Here is a 20,384-nt window from a genome sequence, read left to right as displayed (position 1 = left end):
TCGTATCAGTTTCGGCTCAATGCGGCGTGGCGATTCGTCACGACAAATTCGAAGTGGCGGCTGGTGTCGTCCTCACCCTCAAGGGCATTGAACGTCACTTCATTCCTGACACTTCTTCCTCCAAGCTCCCTGAAGACCAGCTCCTCGACACTCAATAACGCATCGGCGTTCGAGCTTCCGACTAGGGGCTCTGTCGAGACTATCCCATTATCACAGGTGACTTTCAGATTGATAGCTCCGCTATCCCTAGCGTATTCCACCGCGGACAGACCAGCGGAACTGCAATAAGGATCGTTTTCTCGACCACTACCATAGCTTAGGCTCAACACATCCCCTGTCACAAAGAAAGTATCGGCACTACGAATATCCAATGATAAGGAATCGACCAAAAAGCGTAACGCCTCCTGCCTGGCAGCCAGCATTTCTACACGCTGATAACTCGCATGGCTCACAACAAATAACTGGGACGCACCTAAAATAATGATCAGCCCAATAACCAAGGCAATCATCAACTCGATCAATGTGAACCCCTGATTCCGCCTCATCTCAATTTCCCGGCAGACGAGAGGCATAGTGGAGGGTCGAGACGTCTTCTTCCCCATCGTTAATTGCAAAACGCGAGTCGTCCCAAACAAGGTTTATGGTGAAACGACAGTCGCCTTCTGCCGTAATGCCACTGGCCGATAGATCATTGAAATGGGCAGACCAAGTGCTCTTCCAGTCAGCTTCCATGCCTGTCTCGCTGGGACAGGTAAAGCTACTGCTGACAGAATCAAAGGCCAGCCCGGACCATAGCCGCTCAATGGCATCCTGCGCGGCTATCGTGGCGATGGTTCGCTGGTAGGAGACATGAGCACTCTGCATGGCCTTCAGCTGCATCGCCGCGACACCAAGCAAGCCAAGCGAGAGTACCAGCAGAGCAATCAGTGCTTCTACAAGAGTGAACCCCCCTGACGCTTGCCTCATACCCCGCCACCTTGCTCGGCAGGCTTCCCAACCTGTCCCATTGGATTGATCTGTATCGCTTTAGTCGCAACATTGACGGTACATTCGACGCTCGAACAGCCTGCTCGTCTTCCAAGGGCATTGAAGGTCACTGAGAGGGAACCCGTCGCGGTCTGCCCCGCACCTGACTCACGGATCGCCAACGCATCGCCATCGACGACCTTGACGATCATTTTCCATTTGCCGCTTTCATCGGCAACCAAGGAAGCACTAACGGGGTCACGCCGCTTGACTGCCTCGCTACGGGCGTAGTTAAAGCCTGTCAGGATCTCGTTGTAGTCGCTTGTGACACGACTGCTTGAGATCAAATTCTGAAAACCCGGGACAGTGACGGTGAAGACAATGATCACCACGGCGAGGGTGACCAGCAGCTCGATCAAGGTGAAACCGGAATGAGGCCTAGCCTTACCAACACGCATCAGGCCCTCGCACCCCCCGATGAGTCAGGGTCAGATTCCCATCGCAGCCATCGTCACCGCCACCGACATAATGGGCAGTAAGGGTATAGGCTGTTGAAGTGCTGCTGCCGGTCAGGCTTATTGCATAATTGCTGTCGGGCGACGTGGCGGTGACAGTACAACCGCTATAAGAGCTTTGCACGGTATAGCACCGCTCCAGCTGTTGCGCGGCGTTCATCAATCCCGCGTGACCGTCCGTGCGTCGAGCACGTTCCACGTAGCCGCTATAGACCGGAAGGGCAATTGACGCCAGGATACCTACCACGACCACAGCGATCATGAGCTCGATCAATGTAAAGCCCCTCTCGCGTCGACGCATTGGCTTACCTGTATCAGTGAGTATTGTTTCAGTATGTAGCACTCTACATGACCCTGTCAGCAAAGCATCCATAAAAAAGTCGGGCCAAAGCCCGACTTTTCATTGAATTGGCGATAAGCCTTGTCAGCTGCTGACGATGACTTGCTCGCGAAGCTCTCGCGGCATCGAGAAGGTGATGGTCTCCTCCTCGCCGGGCCGTTCCTCGGGCGCTTCGGCGCCTAGCGCCTGTAATCGCGCGATCACGCCTTGAACAAGCACCTCGGGAGCACTGGCGCCGGCCGTGATGCCGATGGCATTCATCCCGTCCAGCCAGGCGGGATCGATCTGCTCGGCATTGTCGATCAGGTAGGCCGGTGTACCCATGCGCTCGGAGAGTTCGCGCAAGCGATTGGAGTTTGAGCTATTGATACTTCCCACCACGAACAGCACATCGCTTTCGGCGGCCAAGCCGCGTACGGCATCCTGGCGATTTTGCGTGGCGTAGCAGATGTCATCCTTGCGCGGTCCCTCGATGTCAGGGAACGTGCTCCTCAGGGCATCGATCACCCGTGAGGTATCGTCCATGGACAGTGTGGTCTGGGTCACGAAGGCCAGGCGGCTCGGATCCTTGACCTCGAGGGAGGCCACATCGGCCTCGTCCTCGACCAGATAGATGGCGCCACCATAGGTGGTATCGTAGCGTCCCATGGTGCCTTCCACCTCGGGATGCCCTGCGTGACCAATCAGGATGCACTCCTGGCCGCGCCTGGCGTAGCGAAGCACTTCCATGTGGACCTTGGTCACCAACGGACACGTGGCATCGAAGACGCGCAAGCCACGCCGCTCGGCCTCGACCTGCACCGCTCGGGATACACCATGGGCCGAGAAGATCACCAGGGTGTCATCGGGCACCTCGTCCAGCTCCTCGACAAAGACGGCACCGCGCTCACGCAGGGTGTCGACCACGAAGCGGTTATGAACGACTTCGTGCCGAACATAGATCGGCGGGCCGAACACATCCAGCGCACGATTGACGATCTCGATGGCACGATCGACGCCGGCGCAGAAGCCGCGGGGATTGGCCAGCTTGATCTGCATGTCTTGCCTCGCTTGCCCGTTGGGCTTAATGAGTGGTCGCAGGCCGTACGCCAAGCACCTCGACCTCGAAAGTCAACGTGCGCCCGGCCAAGGGATGGTTGAAGTCGACATCGACCTGGTCGCCTTCGACACTGGCAATGACCCCCGGCAGCTCGCCACCGGCAGGATCGGAAAACGACATCACCGTGCCCGGCTCCAGTTCGATTTCCTGGAAGTCTTCACGCTTCAGGCGCTGTACGTTCTGGGGATTATGCTGGCCAAAGGCATGTTCTGGTGCAATCTCGTAGCTACCCTGATCGCCATCAGTCAGCCCCTTCAAGGGCGACTCGAAACCGGGCGGCAGATTTCCGTCACCCACCTGGAACGTGGCAGGCGCCTTGTCTCGCGTGGAGTCGACCACGGTGCCGTCCTCCAGCTTGAGAGTAAAGTGAAGGGTCACTTCCATCCCTTCACCGATGCGGTATTCGCTCATGTTAGCCTCGTTGCCACCAGAGTGGCGTAATAGACATTCAACTCTTCTTGTGACGTCGCATATCGCGTAAAGATTCCCAAATCAGGCCGATGGCCCCCAGGGTGATCGCGATATCGGCGAGGTTGAATGCCGGGAAATAGTGTTGTCCCCAATAAAAGGACAGAAAATCGACGACATAGCCGTGCACGAGCCGGTCATAAAGATTGCCCAGTGCGCCCCCGATGATCGCAGCCAGCGAGGCGGCCAGGAGCCGCTCATCGGCCCGCAGCCGGCTCATCCAGATCGTCAGCCCGACACTGGCGCCAATGGCCACCACGGCGAAGAACCAGCGCTGCCAGCCGTCATGACCGGCCAAGAAACTGAACGCAGCGCCCGTATTGTGGAGCAGTGTCAGATTGAAGACCGGCAGGATCTCCACCGGCTGGCCATAGCTCAACCAGGCACTGGCCATGGCCTTGGTCGCCAGGTCGAGTGCCATCACCAAGACCGCCAACCATAACCAACGCAGAGGCTTGCGCATGGGGGCCGTCTGTGGCGCGTCACTGCCCGTGGTCGAGGCTCCCTGACTAGATTCAGGCATAGCGACGCGTCTCGCCAGGACCGTCCGGTAAGTTGCTGATGCAGCGACCACAGAGATCCGGATGGTCATCATGCGTCCCGACGTCCTTCCGATGGTGCCAGCAGCGCTCGCACTTGGCATGCGGGCTTGCCACCACCGAAACACGCAGCCCGGCGACATCGGTCTTCTCGGCAGTGGGACCTTCGGCAATCGGCAGCAGGGTGACTTCGCTGGTCAGCAATACGAAGCGCAGCTCCTCCCCTAGTTTTTCCAGCGTCTTCATCAGCGGGTCGTCGATATACAGCGTGACGTTGGCCGCCAGACCGCTCTTGATGCGCTTGTCGTTGCGCGCATCCTCGAGGCACTTGTTGACCGCCTGCTTGACGTCGAGCACCTGCTCCCAGAACTCGCGCCCCAGTTCGGCGCCGTCATCCAGGGTGGAAAGGCCCGAGTAATACGTCTCGAGCAGGACGCTCTCCTGCCGCGACCCCGGGATGTGCTCATGCACCTCTTCGGCAGTGAAGGACAGGATAGGCGCCACCCAGCGCGCCAGGGCCTCGACCACGTGATAGAGCGCGGTCTGGCAACTCCGGCGCGCCAAGGAGTCGGCCTGGGTGGTGTACTGGCGATCCTTGATCACGTCGAGGTAAAAGCCCCCGAGTTCGCGTGAACAGAACGTATGCACCTGCTGGTAGACATCGAGGAAACGGTACTCGGCATAGGCCGTCTCGATGCGCGCCTGGAGCTGGGCGGCACGGTCCACTACCCACTGGTCCAGAGCCAGCATGTCGTGAAACGGGACACTGTCACGCTCGGGCTCGAACCCGCTGAGGTTGGCCAGCAGGAAGCGCGCCGTGTTGCGAATGCGACGATAGACATCAGCGGTACGCTTGAGGATCTCGTCGGATACCGCCATCTCCCCCGAGTAGTCGGTAGAAGCCACCCACAAACGAAGAATGTCGGCACCCAGCTTGTCCATGACCTCCTGCGGCGCCACCACGTTGCCCACCGACTTCGACATCTTGCGGCCCTGGGCGTCGACGGTGAAACCATGGGTCAGCAAGCCACGATACGGCGGATGGCCATCGATGGCGCAGCCGGTAAGAAGCGACGAATGGAACCAGCCACGATGCTGATCGGACCCTTCCAGATAAAGATCGGCCCGCGGGCCACTCTCATGGCCATGCGGGTGCGAGCCGCGCAATACATGGCGATGCGTTGTGCCGGAATCGAACCACACGTCCAGGGTGTCGGTGACCTTTTCGTAGTCGGCGGCGTCATCGCCCAGTAACTCGGCCGGGTCGAGACGGAACCAGGCATCGATGCCCTCAGCCTCGACACGCTGGGCGACGTCCTCCATCAGCTCGACGGTGCGGGGATGCAGCTCACCGCTGGCCTTATTCAAGAAGAACGGAATCGGCACCCCCCAGTTGCGCTGGCGTGAGATGCACCAGTCGGGGCGGTTGGCGATCATGGCGTGCAGGCGCGCCTGACCCCAGGCCGGAGTGAACTGGGTCTGCTCGATGCCTTCCAAGGCACGTTCACGTAGCGTGCGGCCATCGGCACCCTTCACGTCCATGCCCACGAACCACTGCGCGGTGGCCCGGTAGATCACCGGTGTCTTGTGGCGCCAGCAATGCATGTAGCTGTGAGTGATGACCTTGTGTGCCAGCAGTGCATTGGCCTCGCGCAGGGTGTCGACGATCTGCGGGTTGGCCTTCCAGATCATTTGGCCACCGAAGAGCGGTAGATCGCGAGCATAGACACCGTCGCCCTGAACCGGGCTCAGGATCTGGCTGAAATCCATGCCATGGGCACGACAGGTAACGAAGTCGTCGACACCGTAAGCGGGCGCCGAGTGCACGATCCCGGTGCTGCCCACTTCACACTCGACGTAGTCGGCGAGATAGACCGGAGACAGGCGATCATAGAGCGGGTGGCGAAAGTTGATCAGGTTGAGCGCCTCGCCGCGGGCTGTGGCGATCACTTTCCCGGTCAGGTCGAAGCGCTCCAGGCACGACTCCACCAGTTCCTCGGCCAGCACCAGCAGGCGGTTGCCGGTATCGACCAGGGCATAGGTGAACTCGGGATGGACGTTGAGCGCCTGGTTGGCCGGAATGGTCCACGGCGTGGTGGTCCAGATCACGATGGCCGCCGGCTTGGGTAGCGCATCCAGGCCGAAGGCTGCCGCCAGCGTGTCGGCATCTTCCACGGGGAAGGCCACGTCGATGGCATCGGATTTCTTGTCCTGGTACTCCACCTCGGCTTCAGCCAGCGCCGAACCGCAGTCGAAACACCAGTTGACCGGCTTTAGCCCCTTGAACACGTAACCTGCTGAGACCATGTCGGCCAGAGCGCGAATCTCACCGGCCTCGTTGGCGAAATCCATGGTGCGATAGGGCTTGTCCCAATCGCCGATTACTCCCAGCCGCACGAAATCCTGTAACTGGCCCTGAATCTGCTCGGCTGCGTACTCGCGGCACAGCCCACGAGCCTGCTCGGGCTCGAGGTGCTTGCCATGAGTGGTTTCGACCTTGTGCTCGATCGGCAGGCCGTGACAGTCCCAGCCCGGAACATAGGGCGCATCGAAGCCTGCCAGGCTCTTCGACTTGACGATGATGTCCTTGAGGATCTTGTTGACGGCATGCCCGATGTGAATGCTGCCGTTGGCATACGGAGGGCCATCGTGCAGCACGAACGTCTCGCGGTCCCGGCCCTGCTCGCGCAGCCGCCGATAAATGTCCATCTCCTGCCAGCGGGCGACACGCTCAGGTTCACGCTTGGGCAAATTGCCACGCATGGGAAAGTCGGTTTCGGGCAGGTTCAGGGTATGCTTATAGTCGCTCATGAGTGTCCGTCATCGTCGCGTCCGGCTGGCCCAGAGGCTGCCGGTGAGTCGTAAGTCGCAGCGTCGCGCGCCAGCGGCGCCGATGCCAGAGGAAGTCGCGTTTCGTTCAATGGCTCGTCCTGCGGGCCGTCGGGCTCCAGCCCCTGATGCTCAAAATATCGCCGCGCCTGGTCCAGATCGGCATGAATTTGCTGAGTGAGTGCCTCGATGCCGTCGAAACTGATTTCACCACGTAGGCGTGCACAGGGCAGGACTGAAAGCCGTTGGCCATAGAGCGTCTCGTCAAAGCCAAACAAGTGCACTTCGAGCACGGGCCGCCGGCTGCCCACCGTGGGCCGCCAGCCAATGTTGGCCACCCCGGTGTACCGGCGGCCATCGTCCAGGTCCGCCAACACGGCGTAGACCCCGCGTAGCGCCAAGGGGCGTGGCAGCAGTGGAAGATTGGCTGTCGGCACGCCAATGGTCCGCCCCAGCTGACGGTCGCTGACCACACGCCCGCTTAAGCGGTAGGGGCGGCCCAACATGCGTCGGGCCTGGGCGAAGTTGCCACTTGCCAGCAGGGTACGTACCCGCGAACTGGAAACCCGCTCGTCATCGAGCGCGAAGGTTCGCGTATGCTCGACCCCGAACCCCCGGTCGGGCCCCATCTCCCTCCCGATCCGAGCCAACAGATTGAAATCACCGTCACGCTCGCGGCCAAAGCGGAAGTCGTCGCCCACCACCAAGTGGCGTACACCCAGACCATCGATCAGTACACGCTCGATGAATTCACGCGCGGTCAGGCTGCGCAGAGCATCGTTAAAAGGTAAACACAGTACCCGTTCTGCCCCATGGCCCACCAGCAGCTGTACCTTGTCACGCAAGCGTGTCAGGCGAGGCGGCGCCTGGTCGCCAGAGAAATACTCCCGGGGCTGTGGCTCGAAAATCACTACAGCGACCGGCAAGCCCAACGCAGCGGCATGTTCCCGACACTGCTCGAGAATGGCCTGATGACCACGGTGCACCCCATCGAAATTACCGATGGTAGCCACGCAGCCTCGATGCCTCTCGCGCAGGTTGTGCAGTCCTCGGATCAACTCCATGCGTTGCTCACGGCCAGTTAAAGTTTCCAGTATAACGGCCCACCCGACACGCGCCTATCCACCTCTCGAAAGCGATCCCGCCTAGCCTTGTAGACGGAAGTGCCTCAGGCGAATACCGGCAAGGGCCAGCCAAGTAAAGTAGGTGGCCGCGCCGCCGACCACCAGGGCGAGCAGCGAATAGACTCGCTGCCAAAGCCCCCAGCCCAGCCACTGCTGCCAATCCGGCGAGAACCAGGCCAGGCCCGCCCCCAAAAGCAGGCAGCCACCGCCAAGTTGAATGGAAAAGCGCGCCCAGCCGGGCTGCAGGTGAAACACGCCCTGCTTGTACAGTAACCATCCCAGCAGACCGGCATTTAGATACGCAGACAATGCCGTGGCCAGTGCCAGCCCGGCGTGGGCCAACGGCCAGATCAACAGCAGGTTGAAGACCATATTGGCGACCATCGCCACGATGCCGATCTTCACCGGCGTAGCGGTGTCCTGGCGGGCAAAGAAACCTGGCGCCAACACCTTGATCAACATGAAAGCGACCAGGCCCAATGAATAGGCTCGCAGGCTCATGGCTGCCATGGCGATATCGTGGTCGGTCATCGCGCCATAGTGGAACAGCGAGATCAGTAACGGTTCGGCCAATACGGCCAGCGCCAACGCCGCCGGCAGGCCGAGCAGCAGTACCGCACGCACCGCCCAGTCGAGCATCTTTGCAAAGTGCTCAGGCGATTTCTCGGCATGACGTTTGGATAGCGCCGGAAGAATCACCGTCCCTATCGCAATACCGAACACTCCCAGAGGCAGCTCGACCAGGCGATCCGAATAGTAGAGCCACGATACACTGCCCGCGGTCAGTAACGAGGCCAGCACGGTATCCAGCAACAGGTTGATCTGGGACACCGAAACGCCGAACAGCGCGGGAGCCATCAGCAGCAGGATACGGCGTACGCCGGGATGGGTGAAATTCGGCCAGGGCCGGGGGAGCAAGTCCTGCCGCGCCAGGAAGGGCACCTGAAAGGCAAGCTGCGCGACACCGGCAATCAGCACGCCCCACGCCAGGCCCATGGCCGGCTCTGTCATCATCGGCGTGAGCAGGAGCGCCGCACCGATCAATGAAAGATTGAGCAATACCGGCGTGAACGCCGGCACGGCAAAGCGATTCCAGGTATTGAGCACACTTCCCGAGAATGCCGTCAGCGAGATCAGCAGTAGATAGGGGAACGTCAGGCGCAGCATCTCGGCGGTCAACGCCAGCTTCTCCGGGTCGCGGCCAAAACCCGGCGCAAAGAGCCAGACCAACCAGGGGGCCGCCAGCATGGCCAGCGCCGTGATCAATGCCAACACCACGGTCAGACTGCCGGCGACAGCGTCCAACAGCTCGCGAACTTCGGCCTTGGTGCGCTGGGTTGCGTATTCCGACAACACGGGAATGAACGCTTGATTGAACGCCCCTTCGGCAAAGAGCCGGCGCATGAAATTGGGGATCTTGAAGGCCACGAAGAAGGCATCGGCACCGTTGCTGGCTCCTAGTAGCGCGGCGATCACCACATCACGTATCAGCCCCATGACACGCGACAACATGGTCATGGCACTGACGACGATACCCGAGCGCATCAATCCGGCACGCGCCGGCGGTTGGGCGGGCGAGGCCTTGGCGATATCGCTCTCGGGCGGAGTTTGCGGATCGTGTTCGCTCACGCGCGTGCTCGTCTCGATACGGGAGTGAAGAGGTCGGTACTCACGAAAAAACCGGCCGAAGCCGGTTTTTCGAGGAAGCCTACCCGAACCACCACCTGCAGGTGGCGAGGCCAGGTATTTCCAGAAGCGTCCGGCTTAGGCAGCCAGCGCCTTGATGCGCGTATTCAGGCGGCTCTTCAGACGAGCGGCCTTTTTCTTGGACAGCACATCCTTGTCGGCGATGCGGTCGATCACCGGCTGGGCCGCCTTGAATTCGGTCATGGCCTGGCCGTGATCACCAGCGTTGATCGCCTTGATGACGCGCTTCACATAGGTACGCACCATGCTGCGCTGGCTGGCCTTCAGTACACGGCGGTTTTCCGCCTGACGGGCACGCTTGCGGGCTTGCTTAGTGTTAGCCACTACTGTCTCCTTGGAGAATTTCTTGAACCGTCTATCGGTAATGTGTTGAGCAGACTGGGAAAACAAAAAACTCCCAGCCGGCTTGCCCTACATTGGCTGAAGTCAACCACCGGGCCATGTCTGAGAGGATGGCGCATACTATCATAACCACCCTGCCCCTTGCTACATCCCGCGCGCGGCCGCGACTCTCCGGTTAGAGTACGACGAGATTGTCGCGATGAATCAGTTCGGGCGCTTCCATGTAGCCGAGAATGGCCTCGATCTGGTGGCTGGGCTTGCCGAGTAATTTTGCCGCTTCCTCGGCACCGTAGTTGATCAACCCCTTGGCGACCCGCTCCCCCTGCTCGTCGACGCACACCACCATATCGCCACGCACGAAGCTGCCCGTCACGGCCCGAACCCCGACGGGCAACAGGCTGGACCCTTTGGCACGCAGTACCTGAACGGCCCCCGCATCGAGCATCAGGGCGCCCCGCACCTGGAGCTGACCGGCCAGCCAGCGCTTACGCGCGGCGATCGGTGCCTGCTCGGGGCGCAGCAACGTGCCGAGACGCTCACCTGCGCGCAAGCGCAACAGGATATCGGGCTGCCGACCACTGGCGATGACCGTCACTGCCCCTGAACGTGCCGCCAGCCTGGCCGCCTGCATCTTGGTGGTCATTCCTCCGCGGCCCAGACGTCCGCCTCCACCCGCCATCGCTGCCAAGGCGGGGTCATCGGCCTGTCCTTCATGAATCAGGCGGGCATCGGAGGTGTGACGAGGATCAGCATCATATAGCCCTTCCTGGTCAGTCAGGATGACCAGCGCATCGGCTTCGAGCAGGTTGGCGACCAGCGCGCCCAAGGTGTCGTTATCCCCGAAGCGAATCTCGTCGGTGACCACGGTATCGTTCTCGTTAATCACCGGCACGACACGCAGGTCCACCAGGGTCCGCAACGCCGAACGGGCATTGAGGTAGCGCTTGCGATTGGACAGGTCGTCGTGGGTCAGCAGTACCTGGGCGGTCAGCAGCTCGTGACGTGCGAAGTGGGTTTCGTAGCATTCGGTGAGACCGTTTTGCCCAACCGCGGCGGCCGCCTGCAATTCATGCACTGCAGAAGGTCGAACCTGCCAGCCAAGACGCACCATGCCCGCCGCCACCGCGCCCGACGACACGAGAACGATCTCGACCCCCTGACGATGGAGTGCGGCAATCTGATCAACCCAGCCGCCGATCGCCTCGTCGTCCAGACCCCGGCCGTCATTGGTCAGCAGCGCACTGCCAATCTTCACTACGACCCGTCGAGCGCTAGTTAGCGCCTCTCGCCCCAAACCCTGCTGGTTGCTTGCCACGTCGCTATCTCCGGCGGCTTACTCGACGTACTCGACTTCGACGTCATAGTCATCGTCGTCAAAGTCATCGTCGTCGATATCATCCTCTTGCGGCTTACGCCGACGCCCCAATCTGGCTTCAGTGCGCGCCACGGCCTCGGCTTCCATGCGCTCGCGCATGTCACGCTCGTGCTCGGCGACCTCTTCGTCTTCGTTCTCGAGCCGGCGCTGTTCGGTCAGCCAGCGGTGCGCGGCCTGAACCAACGCATCGGTCCCCTCGCCACTGATCGCCGAGATCTGAAAGACAGGGCCGTCCCACGCCAAACGTTCAACGATCGCCTCGGCCCGCGCTTCACGCTCTTCCTCAGGCAACAGGTCCAGCTTGTTGAGCACTAGCCAACGCGGCCGTTCGGCCAAGGTCGGCGAGAACTGCTCCAGCTCATGGAAGATCGCTTCGGCAGCGACGACCGGGTCCGACTCGTCGAACGGCGCCACGTCGATAACGTGAAAGAGCAAGCGAGTACGTGTCAGGTGCTTCAGGAAGCGAAGGCCCAACCCGGCGCCATCGGATGCGCCTTCGATCAGCCCCGGCACGTCGGCCATGACGAAATGCTCGTACTGACCCAGCTTGACCACACCGAGGTTGGGCACCAATGTCGTGAAGGGATAGTTGGCCACCTTGGGCTTGGCCGCCGACACCGCACGAATCAGTGTCGATTTTCCGGCATTGGGCATACCCAGCAGACCGACATCGGCCATGACCTTCATTTCCAGACGCAGGTTGCGACGCTCGCCCTCGGTGCCCGGCGTGGTGCGTCGTGGCGCGCGATTGGTCGACGACTTGAAATGGATGTTGCCAAGACCGCGGCGGCCGCCCTGGGAAACCAGTACCACCTGTCCGATTTCGGTCACATCGGCAATCACTTCGAGCGTATCCTCGTCGATCACCGTAGTCCCCACCGGCACCTTGACGTGCAGGTCGTCGCCGGCCTTGCCACTCATTTGCCGACCCATGCCCGGCTGTCCGTTCTGGGCCTTGTAGAAACGCTGATACTTGAAGTCGATCAGCGTATTGAGGGCATCGTCGCCTATCAAGTAAACGCTACCGCCATGACCCCCATCGCCGCCATCGGGGCCACCCTTGGGCACATACTTCTCACGGCGGAAGCTCAGGCAGCCACTGCCGCCATTGCCGGCTTCCACGATGATCGAGGCTTCGTCGACGAACTGCATCTTTCCTTCTCCTGGCGGACATCCCGCCATGATACAAAAAGGCCCCGCGCTTGCGGGGCCTCTTCGGTGCAACCTACGTGAGGTCTCAAGCGGAGACGATACTCACGAACTTGCGGTTCTTCGGACCCTTGGTCTCGAATTTGACGAAACCTTCGTCCAGGGCGAACAGGGTGTGGTCTTTGCCGATACCCACGCCAGTACCGGCATGGAAGCGGGTGCCGCGCTGGCGGACAATGATATTGCCCGGAGTCGCAGCCTGACCGCCAAACAGCTTGACGCCCAAACGCTTGGATTCTGAATCGCGACCGTTACGCGTGGAACCGGCAGCCTTCTTATGAGCCATTGCAAATACCTCGCTCGTTGGGGGGCTTCCGCTTAGGCGGAGATCCCGGTGATCTTGACTTCAGTGAACCACTGACGGTGGCCCTGACGCTTCATGTGGTGCTTACGACGACGGAACTTGATGATGGTGACCTTGTCGCCACGGCCATGAGATACCACTTCGGCCGCCACTTTGGCACCTTCCACCAGCGGTGCGCCCACTTTCACGTCGTCGCCATCGGCAACCAGCAGCACCTGGTCGAACTCGAGTGAATCACCGGTAGGCACTTCCAGCTTCTCGAGTTTCAGGGTCTGGCCTTCCTGAACGCGGTACTGCTTGCCGCCGCTCTTGATAACTGCATACATAGTCGACTTCTCCAATCACTCATCGGGTTTCGCTCTTGATCGGCCTGCGGCGAGTGGCGCCCCTTTTGGCAACCATCTGACAGGGAGCATGATGAGTCGGGTCGCGGATTATAACTGCGGTCTCGCCAGGGAACAAGGGGAGCGGCACGTACACCCCGCTTGACGCTCTGACGCCCCCCCCATAGCATTAGCGCACATTCCCAGGCCGTTTCGTCATGACCGCGACGGCCCTACCCACGACAAGCCAGCGCCCATGCAGCCATCAGCCTCGCCCATTCATGCCGTGGTGGCGGAAGACTTCGCCGCGGTCGACCAAACCATTCGCTCGCAGCTCGCCTCACGGGTGCCTCTTGTCGAATCCATCGGCCAATACATCACCGAAAGCGGCGGCAAGCGGCTGCGTCCGTTGCTGGTACTGCTGGCAGCGCGTTCCCTTGAGTACAACGGCGACAAGCACATTACCCTGGCCACGTTGATCGAGTTCATGCACACCTCGACCCTGTTGCATGACGATGTGGTGGATGAGTCCCATATGCGTCGCGGCAAGGCCACCGCCAATGACGCCTGGGGCAACGCCCCCTCGGTGCTGGTAGGCGACTTCCTTTATTCACGCTCATTCCAGATGATGGTCAGTGTCGGCTCGATGCGGATCATGGAAGTGCTGTCTGCAGCGACCTGCACGATTGCCGAAGGTGAGGTGTTGCAGCTGACCAACGTGGGCAACCCGGACATCGACGAGGCAGCCTATTTCGAGACGATCCAGGGCAAGACGGCGATGCTGTTCGAAGCCGCCTCGCACTGTGGCGCCATCCTCGCGGACGCATCGCCTCAACAGGAAGCCGCGCTTCAGTATTACGGGCGCTACCTGGGGCTTGCCTTCCAGCTCGTCGACGATCTGCTCGATTATCAGGGCAACGCTGACGCGATGGGCAAGAATGTCGGTGATGACCTGGCCGAGGGCAAACCGACCCTGCCCCTGATTCATGCCATGGCCACGGGAACGCCTGACCAGGCCAAGCTGGTTCGTCAGGCGATTCGCCAGGGTGGGCTCGAACGCCTCGATGACGTACTCGCCATCGTCCGCGATACGGGGGCACTCGATTATACCCGCGCCCGTGCCGAGGAAATGGCCGCCAAGGCCCTCGAGCAGCTCGACCTGCTACCCCAGAGCCCGTATCGCGACAGCATGGCCCAACTTGCCCACCTTGCCGTTGAACGCCAGAACTGAGCGGGCGGATATTGCATCGAAAGATGGAATACGTATAATGAGCCCCCGTTGAGGCGCGCCCTCAACGGCGTCGGAGCGTAGCTCAGCTTGGTAGAGCGCTGCCTTCGGGAGGCAGAGGTCGTAGGTTCGAATCCTGTCGCTCCGACCAAAAAAATATAGCAAAAACCGCCACTTACGGATAACTCCGGGTGGCGGTTTTTCGTTATGCCTCGCTTTTGATAGTCCTCGTGATAGTCCTCGCCCGCTCTTTCATGTTCTTTCTCACCCCAACCAGACTGGACGGGGTCAGCATCGATGCGCTGTACTTCCACCCATAATGAATTAGCACAACCGACTCACCACGACCGGACAGCCTCGCATGAAACTCAAGGATGCATGGCCCCTATGGATAGGGCTGGTACTCGCCTTAGCATTTTCAAGCTTGGGCATGGCGCAAACGAATGAAGGGAAGCAGGCACAGGACGAAGAGAGGACCCTTTGGTTCTCCATCGACTCAGTGAACACGGGCCTCGACGAAGCGCCCGATGAAGTAGAACGCCTGACTCCCCGCGATGCCATACGCAGCTTCGTGGAACTCAGTGAGGAAGAGAACTACGCAGCCGCAGCGCATGTTCTGAACCTATCCAAGTTCCCCCCGGAGGAACAACCAAGCCGAGGTATCGAGCTAGCCAGGCAACTGGCATCGATCCTCAGGCGAGGCGAGTGGCTCAATATATCCTCACTTTCGGGGCGGCAAGATGCCGCAATCGAGGATCCTTCCGGTCAGCACCCTCGGGCAGGAGAGCCGCGCCGCAACCTTCAGTTGGCCTCGCTCGATGTTGGCGGTGAAACGTACGATATTCGCCTTGCCCGATACCGGGTGGATGAAGAAGATCCCATCTGGCTGGTCTCCCCCGAAAGCCTCGCCGCCATCCCGAAACTTTACGAAGAGTATGGCCCGTCGTTGCTGGAGCAATACATTCCAGAGCAACTCCGGACATCGCTGGGCATGCTCGCGCTCTGGGAATGGCTAGCCATCCCGCTTTTTCTGCTGATCCTTGCCTTGGTGGGCTGGGCCGTCTATCGCCTGGTCGGAGTCACGGCACATTGGCTGCCCTCCGGCTCGCCCAGCATTTTCGCCGGACGAATCAAGGGACCCATGGCGCTTATCGTCATGTCTCTCGTGGCCCAGGTACTGCTCAATTATGTAGTTTCCTTTACGGCCGTTGCCACTACGTTCCTACGCATCCTTCTGATCGCCATCATGGCCTGGGGCCTCGGTACGATTGCCCTGCGCCTGGTGGATACCATCATGCTGCGGATGATGCGGCGCCTGGTCGGGGAGATCGATGACACCAAGCCCAAGGATGAACGCAAACTACTGACCTCGCTTTACGCCCTGCGCCGGGCCATCATTCTGATCATGGTGGTGGCGGTCACGGTTTATGCCCTCAGCCAGATCAGCCTCTTCGAGACCCTGGGCATGACCCTCATGGCCTCGGCCAGCGTCCTGGCGGTATTGGTGGGCATTGCAGGCCAGGCCGTCCTCGGCAATATCCTCTCCTCGTTTCAACTATCGTTGGCAAAGCCCATACGTATTGGCGACCTCGTGGTCTTCGAAGGGAAATGGTGTCATGTGGAAGGGATCTTCTATACCTACATTCGGTTGCGGACCTGGGATGAACAACGCGTGATCGTGCCGGTGACCTATTTTGTCTCCAAGCCGTTCGAGAACCTGTCGGTCAAAAGCGCCAAGATGTATCGAAGCCTAGCCATGAAGGTCCACGTGAGCGCAGACATCCAATGTCTGCGTGAGAAATTCATGGAGTATGCCGAGGAAGAAGACAACGTCGTCGAGCATCATAAATTGTGCTGCTATGTGACGGGTCAGACCGACATGGCCCTGGAGTTCACCTGCTACCTGATGACTTCGGAGCCTTACGCCGGCTGGGTCGCGGAAATGAACGTGCGCGAAAAAATGATGACCTTCATTCGGAATCACCATCCCGAATGGTGGCCAAGAGAGGTGGCAATCGTGGGCCAGGAGGATATCGCCCTCGGTACGCAACCGTCGGCGGACGCCTCCCATCCGCCCATCCCCGGGAACACGCCCGACCCGGGGTCGTCATGAAGCAGGCCAGCTTGCGGCACTATGGCTCGGCTCGGCATGATAGCGGCAATGGCTGTCGCCCCTGATCTTCACAAAGGAACTAGCTCGCATGTCGACTCTCGCGTCGCTACTCAAGGAAACTGCCTCGCCAGCCATTGGTCTGGGCTGCATGAACCTTTCGCACGGGTATGGAAGCCCCGTCCCCGAACCCGGGGCGCTGCGCGCGCTCGAGGAAGCCTTCGACATGGGCTACCGCCACTTCGATACTGCCACGCTCTACGGGGATACGGACAACGAGCGTCTGCTGGGTTTGGCCCTCGAAGGTAAGCGTGACCAGGTCCTGCTGGCCAGCAAGTGTGGCATGGCCATCGACCCCGAACTCGGCAAGAAGGTCATCGACGGCCGCCCCGACACGATTCGACGGCAATGCGAAGCGAGCCTCAAGCGCCTGCGGACCGACCATATCGATCTCTATTACCTGCACCGCCTGGATCGGCAGGTACCCATCGAGGAGAGCGTCGGAGCGCTGGGGCAGCTGGTCGAAGAGGGAAAGATACGCGCCGTTGGGCTTTCCGAGATATCCGCCGCTACCCTGCAACGGGCCAATGAGGAATACCCTATCGCGGCCGTGCAGTCCGAATACTCACTATGGACACGCAATCCCGAGATCGCCCTGCTTCACACCTGCCGGGAGACGACAACGACACTCGTCGCCTTCAGTCCGCTGGGAAGAGGCTTCCTGTCAGGGGCTGTCGTCGATCCCTCGCAGCTGGAAGACAACGATATGCGTCGCAGCATGCCGCGCTTCAGTCCCGAGAACTATCCCACCAATTTGGAGTTGCTCGACACGTTTTCAACCATCGCCGTACAGGTAGGCGTGACCCCAGCCCAGCTGGCCCTGGCCTGGCTTCGGGCACAAGGTAGCGACGTCATCCCCATCCCTGGCTCTCGCTCCGTTACGCACATGCGCGAGAATCTAGCAGCGCAGGAGATCCGGCTGGACACCGCGACAGTCGCACGCCTGAATACGCTGATGACGCCGGAGCAAGTCGCCGGCGCACGCTACAGCGAGGCACAGCAGAAAGACATCGATACCGAGGAGTTTACGGCGTAAGCGAGCCTCAGCGCCCCTGGGCCCCTCGGCGCAGCCAGTCATGCACGAAGGCGAGCTTTCTGCGTGCGACCTCCGATAAAACGAAGGGGTAGAGATCCGGTAGCCCCATCGCCCGGTTGACGTTATTGACCCCTACCGCTATCGAAGCCGCCGCATTAATCAGCCTATCGGCATCCGGCTCAGCATAGGGGTCCCAGTTAGGGTTTGGCAACTCGGGCGAGGACAGGCCTGCTGCGACGAAACTATCGGCGATATCCGTCAGGTGCAGCAGATGCGCTGACGTCTCGGCCCAGTCCTCATGAGGGTGAGCCGAGGCATAGGTAGTCAGGAAGCGCTGCGTCCAGTCAGGCGGCGGGCCGTCCGCGTAGTGGCGCTGGAGTGCTGCCTGATAATCCATGCGCTCGTCGCCAAACATTTCACGGAACTCGTCGAGGAAATCGGCACGCAGGCTCAGTCGCCACCAGAGCATGTGTGAAATCTCATGGCGCATATGGCCAATCATGGTCCGGTAGGGCTCCTCCAACGCCTCACGCCGTGTCGTACGCAGGACCGGATCCGCCTCGGCCACGCTAATGGTCACCACGCCACCGACATGTCCCATGGCAACGGGCGTCGCTCCTTCCGCCAGCATATGGAACACCGGTGGTGCCCCCGGATCTTCAGGCCGAAACCAATGCCAGCGGCCCAGGTTGTCGAGCACCCAGCGCTTGGCGGCTTCGGTCTGTGCCCAATTGGGAATGGCGTTGGGAATCGCAGGGTCCGGGGCAAGCGCGGTCATCGCGCAGGACTTGCAGAAAGCGCCTTGCTCCGGCGCAATCCAGTTACAGCCGATGATTTCGCGGTTGGCGCAGAAAGGCGGCATAGGCAGAAATGCCCGTGCATGCGGGTCATACGCAACAGGCGTACCGTCCGCGGTCGCCAGGTTATCGAACCAGAGCGATCCAGAACCGACGGGATTGGTAAAGACGCGCATCAAAGGACTCCAAAACAAGAACGGTCAATAGCGACCCTAGTCCTCAAGATAGTCGTCAATCCGAACAACATGCGAGGCCTCATTCGGACGATCTGCCACTCATCCTGTCATTGCCGTTTCTGAGACCCCAAACCCAACCACAGGCTATAAACGCGAAGAAGCCCGACCAGTAGGCCGGGCTTCTTCATGCACGCTTCCTTGCTATCCACCACGAACGTCCTGTTCGCGCATCCTTGGGTCGTCGAGCGATCCTTGCTCGGGTTCCTTCAACAGAGCCATCCTGGCTCTGGAAACGCATGATGTCACACAGCTCCGCATCACGATTTAACCTGTGATATCAATCTGTGTAAGAAATTGACCACAATTACTATAAATTTACATTATGAAATAGTGCGAGACCCTGACAACCACGAGCAAGATGAAAAAGCCCCGGCCATCGGCCGGGGCAGGTACGAGGTGACGCGATTCTTCTGGCGACCCACAGGACGCGCGATCTCGGCGACCCTCGAACACTGACCGGAGCGTACGAATCGATCGTACTGCCAAAAAAAACCCGACCTTGAACAGGTCGGGCTTCAATCAACGCATCCTTACGACTCATCTCGAGCATCCTGCTCGAGCCTCCCTGGTGCGTAGGTCTCCCTAACCTGATCTTCCCTGAAGGACAATCCGTTGCCCCTGCTGTTGAGCATGATGGCAGGTAACGGCCGATAGCGATGTAGCAGATACGATCCGTATTTGTAGGAGATCTCGTACGTACTCATTGCACCAACCAGCCCAACACCAGCAGAGCCAGTGCCAGCCAAATGAGGCCGGCAATAAAGGATCGGCGCAGCAGAGCGCGGATACCATTGAACAGTAGCGCTATCCCCACCAGCAGTACGAATAGGCTGAAGAGCGTGGGGTTGATACCCAACGCGACCCCGAGTCCCTCGGCGAAACCGACGATCGCCCCCCAGAATCCACCGAACAACTCGCCGAGCACATCGACGACGACACGCACGGCATAGCCGACCATCTCGCCTAGCCAGTTAAAAAAATCAGTCATACATCCCTGTCTCCATAGTTCCCTTCAATGGGTGGTATCGAAACAATCCAGCGGCCTTGCGCCTTGTATTGGTTCAGACTGAAACAAATGACAGACCATAACAATACGTGCCTCAGGAGTACGCCGATGCAACGCCTTTCGCTGGACCGGGCCGTCCTGGAAGTGAAAGACCTGGAAGCCATGTCACGCTTCTGCCGTGATGTGCTCGCGCTTCGTTTGCTAGTGCACACGGAGACGGGCGCCACTTTCGAGCTGGGTACCGACGCACGGGGTCATACGCAGGTCGTCATGCTTCTCGCTTCGGACACCTCGACCCCGCCACGGCGCATGACGCTTGAAGTGACCGATGAAGAGTTTCCTGCGACCTGCCAGCATCTGCGAAACCATGGCGCCACGCTGTTCGAAAGCGAGGGCAGCAGTGCCCCCGGATGCGCATTGCGTGTGCTTCATTGCCAGATGCCCGAAGGGCACCATTTACAGGTCATCAGTATCGACCCACGCCGCTGCGCCCCGTCGCACCCTAGTCTGTCGACTCCTCGCCAAGCCTAGGTTTCATCCTCCTCACGCGCGAGGCGCTCAGCCCTTGCCTTGCGCATCCGATTGCGCCGATACAGGCGAACCAGTGCAATTGCCAAGGCAGCCAAAACCATGGCTGCTAACGTCCAGCCCTGCCACGGGCGTGCTGCATCGCCCATGACGGTTTCCAAGGTGATGATAAGAATGAAGCCCAAGGCTTGGCTGGCAATGGCCAGGGCACGAAGAACGTCGAAGGCAGGCTTGGCCATGGGC

Annotated in this window: 22 protein-coding genes and 1 tRNA gene; 5 read left to right on the top strand and 18 right to left on the bottom strand. The window is 60.2% G+C overall.

The annotated features are described in order from the left end of the window. Positions 1–5 precede the first annotated feature (5 nt). The 15 genes from JH15_RS14760 to rplU all read right to left on the bottom strand — a co-directional run bounded on the left by JH15_RS14760 (position 6) and on the right by rplU (position 13,143). A complete protein-coding gene (locus JH15_RS14760; RefSeq protein WP_043531603.1) occupies positions 6–545 on the bottom strand; it encodes a PilW family protein in 540 nt (179 codons plus the stop codon). Between the two features lies 1 nt (position 546). After that, positions 547–966 carry a type IV pilus modification protein PilV gene (pilV, locus tag JH15_RS14755; RefSeq protein WP_043531601.1) on the bottom strand — a complete coding sequence of 140 codons (420 nt, stop codon included), beginning with the start codon at positions 964–966 and terminating at the stop codon, positions 547–549. Further along, positions 963–1,424, bottom strand: coding sequence for a GspH/FimT family pseudopilin (locus JH15_RS17590; RefSeq protein ID WP_052384143.1), 462 nt, complete (start codon positions 1,422–1,424; stop codon positions 963–965). The genes pilV and JH15_RS17590 overlap by 4 nt, the downstream gene beginning before the upstream one ends. Continuing rightward, complete coding sequence (locus tag JH15_RS14745) at positions 1,411–1,782, bottom strand: type IV pilin protein (RefSeq protein WP_043531599.1); 372 nt, start codon at positions 1,780–1,782, stop codon at positions 1,411–1,413. The genes JH15_RS17590 and JH15_RS14745 overlap by 14 nt, the downstream gene beginning before the upstream one ends. A 123-nt stretch (positions 1,783–1,905) precedes the next feature. Next, entirely contained in the window at positions 1,906–2,859 is a 954-nt protein-coding gene (ispH, locus tag JH15_RS14740) for a 4-hydroxy-3-methylbut-2-enyl diphosphate reductase (protein ID WP_052384142.1), read from the bottom strand. Between the two features lie 25 nt (positions 2,860–2,884). After that, entirely contained in the window at positions 2,885–3,331 is a 447-nt protein-coding gene (fkpB, locus tag JH15_RS14735) for an FKBP-type peptidyl-prolyl cis-trans isomerase (protein WP_043531597.1), read from the bottom strand. A 37-nt stretch (positions 3,332–3,368) separates the two neighbouring features. After that, positions 3,369–3,911 carry a signal peptidase II gene (lspA, locus tag JH15_RS14730; RefSeq protein ID WP_043531594.1) on the bottom strand — a complete coding sequence of 181 codons (543 nt, stop codon included), beginning with the start codon at positions 3,909–3,911 and terminating at the stop codon, positions 3,369–3,371. After that, positions 3,904–6,738 (bottom strand): isoleucine--tRNA ligase, encoded by a 2,835-nt coding sequence (ileS, locus tag JH15_RS14725; protein ID WP_043531592.1) that lies wholly within the window; start codon positions 6,736–6,738, stop codon positions 3,904–3,906. The genes lspA and ileS overlap by 8 nt, the downstream gene beginning before the upstream one ends. After that, entirely contained in the window at positions 6,735–7,820 is a 1,086-nt protein-coding gene (ribF, locus tag JH15_RS14720; RefSeq protein ID WP_043531590.1) for a bifunctional riboflavin kinase/FAD synthetase, read from the bottom strand. The genes ileS and ribF overlap by 4 nt, the downstream gene beginning before the upstream one ends. An 81-nt stretch (positions 7,821–7,901) precedes the next feature. Then, complete coding sequence (gene murJ, locus JH15_RS14715) at positions 7,902–9,425, bottom strand: murein biosynthesis integral membrane protein MurJ (RefSeq protein ID WP_081949059.1); 1,524 nt, start codon at positions 9,423–9,425, stop codon at positions 7,902–7,904. Positions 9,426–9,644: 219 nt separating this feature from the next. Then, a complete protein-coding gene (gene rpsT, locus JH15_RS14710) occupies positions 9,645–9,911 on the bottom strand; it encodes a 30S ribosomal protein S20 (RefSeq protein WP_043531588.1) in 267 nt (88 codons plus the stop codon). Between the two features lie 193 nt (positions 9,912–10,104). After that, a complete protein-coding gene (gene proB / locus JH15_RS14705) occupies positions 10,105–11,244 on the bottom strand; it encodes a glutamate 5-kinase (protein ID WP_043531586.1) in 1,140 nt (379 codons plus the stop codon). Between the two features lie 18 nt (positions 11,245–11,262). Continuing rightward, the gene (gene cgtA, locus JH15_RS14700; protein ID WP_043531584.1) at positions 11,263–12,456 is read right to left on the bottom strand and encodes an Obg family GTPase CgtA; all 1,194 of its coding nucleotides are present in this window, start codon (positions 12,454–12,456) and stop codon (positions 11,263–11,265) included. A gap of 85 nt (positions 12,457–12,541) precedes the next feature. Continuing rightward, entirely contained in the window at positions 12,542–12,799 is a 258-nt protein-coding gene (rpmA, locus tag JH15_RS14695) for a 50S ribosomal protein L27 (RefSeq protein ID WP_043531582.1), read from the bottom strand. Positions 12,800–12,831: 32 nt separating this feature from the next. After that, the gene (gene rplU, locus JH15_RS14690) at positions 12,832–13,143 is read right to left on the bottom strand and encodes a 50S ribosomal protein L21 (RefSeq protein ID WP_043531581.1); all 312 of its coding nucleotides are present in this window, start codon (positions 13,141–13,143) and stop codon (positions 12,832–12,834) included. 253 nt (positions 13,144–13,396) lie between these two features. On the opposite strand from rplU, the gene ispB reads away from it, so the two are divergent. The 4 genes from ispB (at position 13,397) to JH15_RS14670 (ending at position 17,574) form a co-directional block, all read left to right on the top strand. Beyond that, the gene (gene ispB, locus JH15_RS14685) at positions 13,397–14,371 is read left to right on the top strand and encodes an octaprenyl diphosphate synthase (RefSeq protein WP_043531579.1); all 975 of its coding nucleotides are present in this window, start codon (positions 13,397–13,399) and stop codon (positions 14,369–14,371) included. Positions 14,372–14,442: 71 nt separating this feature from the next. Continuing rightward, positions 14,443–14,519: transfer RNA gene (locus tag JH15_RS14680), tRNA-Pro, on the top strand. A 210-nt stretch (positions 14,520–14,729) separates the two neighbouring features. Next, entirely contained in the window at positions 14,730–16,481 is a 1,752-nt protein-coding gene (locus JH15_RS14675) for a mechanosensitive ion channel family protein (protein WP_052384141.1), read from the top strand. 88 nt (positions 16,482–16,569) lie between these two features. After that, positions 16,570–17,574: an aldo/keto reductase gene (locus JH15_RS14670; RefSeq protein WP_043531577.1), complete on the top strand. Its 1,005-nt coding sequence runs from the start codon at positions 16,570–16,572 to the stop codon at positions 17,572–17,574. Between the two features lie 7 nt (positions 17,575–17,581). Here the strand turns inward: JH15_RS14670 and JH15_RS14665 are convergent, their stop codons facing one another. Both JH15_RS14665 and JH15_RS14660 read right to left on the bottom strand, forming a co-directional pair. After that, complete coding sequence (locus JH15_RS14665; RefSeq protein WP_043531575.1) at positions 17,582–18,547, bottom strand: zinc-binding metallopeptidase family protein; 966 nt, start codon at positions 18,545–18,547, stop codon at positions 17,582–17,584. 760 nt (positions 18,548–19,307) lie between these two features. Beyond that, on the bottom strand, positions 19,308–19,595 hold the full coding sequence (locus JH15_RS14660; protein WP_043531573.1) for a hypothetical protein: 288 nt from the start codon (positions 19,593–19,595) through the stop codon (positions 19,308–19,310). Positions 19,596–19,721: 126 nt separating this feature from the next. On the opposite strand from JH15_RS14660, the gene JH15_RS14655 reads away from it, so the two are divergent. Next, the gene (locus JH15_RS14655; protein WP_043531571.1) at positions 19,722–20,144 is read left to right on the top strand and encodes a VOC family protein; all 423 of its coding nucleotides are present in this window, start codon (positions 19,722–19,724) and stop codon (positions 20,142–20,144) included. On the opposite strand, the gene JH15_RS14650 is transcribed toward JH15_RS14655, so the two are convergent. Beyond that, positions 20,141–20,380, bottom strand: coding sequence for a hypothetical protein (locus tag JH15_RS14650; protein WP_043531569.1), 240 nt, complete (start codon positions 20,378–20,380; stop codon positions 20,141–20,143). The two genes, JH15_RS14655 and JH15_RS14650, sit on opposite strands and share 4 nt — an antisense overlap. Between the last annotated feature and the right edge of the window lie 4 nt (positions 20,381–20,384).

It is taken from the genome of Litchfieldella xinjiangensis (genome assembly GCF_000759345.1).
Classification (GTDB): Bacteria; Pseudomonadota; Gammaproteobacteria; order Pseudomonadales; family Halomonadaceae; genus Litchfieldella_A; species Litchfieldella_A xinjiangensis.
The sequence above is the reverse complement of the archived record's forward strand: the minus strand, read 5'-3'. Positions and strand labels throughout refer to the sequence as shown.